We start from the raw sequence: 1,300 nt of genomic DNA on the forward strand, positions 1-1,300 counted from the left end.
GAAATTTAATCTGCCGTTCTGTTGTGATTGACTTCGCAATCTCTGTCAATTGTTGGTCAATTTCCGTTTGGAATATGAAAAATCGTCTTTTTTACCAGCGAAATTAAGGGGGTGATTATGCTTTTTTTACAAGAAAAATGAAGTCTAATTTCCCATTTATCAAAGAAGAGTGGCGGGTTGATAAATAGTGCAATACAACACTTTTTAACTACGGTGTTTTTTCGTTTAAAGAAGAGGAGAGTTCCGTCGAAGCTGCTAGGAAATGAGCTCAATTAAGAAGAGTGCTTGAGGCCGTCGCTAAGATTAATGGTGTTTGTGAAAATGTCAGCTCGTACTAGTTCGTTGAGTGCATAGGAGCATACATTCACCGTTTACATGTCATGCATTTTGTTTTTTGAGAGGTGAGAGTGCGTACCACCCATAGGCAGAAAACATAGGCATAAAAAGCCCCGCATTGAGCGAGGCTTGTATTTTATGAGAGGTTTAGCTAGTGAGCAGTCTTTGCAATTTATCGCGCTGTGCTTCGATGTAAGCACGTTCAGGGCTCTGTTCTTTACAGTGTTCAAGAATAAACTCAATTGAACTCAGAACCGTTCTCCAGCGCGGTGTTTTAGGCAGAGTTTCGATACGCATGTATTTATCGAGCGTGCGGGTTTGCAGTGTGCTTCGGTCGAGGTAGACGCGCCACAGCCCACTTTGTTCGGCAAACGCAAACTTACTTTCACCCGTAACAGACTCCCAATAGTCCAATGCATGCGTCATGGCATCGACCAACACTTCACGCATCAAATCTTGCTTATCTTTTTTGTTGCCCAAAGCCTTATCAGCCAAACGAGTAAACTCGCCACCAAGCTCTTTGAGTTTCTGCAACTGGTCTCTATCACCATCGAATGCATAACTTGAGAGTACTTCTACCGCAGTTTCTAGGTTATGAATACGCGCGGCGTTAGCTCCACCACCGACATTAAAGCTGTACATCACATCTAAGCCAGAGCCTTCTGGCAGTTTTGGAATGTCGGCTTCAATGTTTTGACGAATATCCTCAATGTAGATATCAATCTTGCCGCAATAATGAGGCTGCTTCACCGTCAAATATTTTGGTGCGATCAGTTCGTCAGCTGATGAGCGTTTAAGTTGCTCTAAACTGCGTTTGAATAGCTTACAAGCCGCTTCGTTGGCAAAACGAATACGCTGATCTTCTCGCAGACAAATAATAGCTTCCGGTGCAGATTCTAGCTGTTCCAACAAACGACCTTGAGTTTCAAGAAGGCTTGCTTCGACGACAGCTCGCTGTCTAAGC

At 43.5% G+C, this 1,300-nt stretch carries 1 protein-coding gene; it reads right to left on the minus strand.

What is annotated here, in order from left to right:
* Nucleotides 1–483: 483 nt before the first annotated feature.
* The coding region (locus tag R8269_RS24670; protein ID WP_318222837.1) for a PAS domain-containing protein at nucleotides 484–1,300 on the minus strand (817 nt) is incomplete at its 5' end.

The sequence above is a fragment of the Vibrio sp. Vb0667 genome, assembly GCF_033391095.1.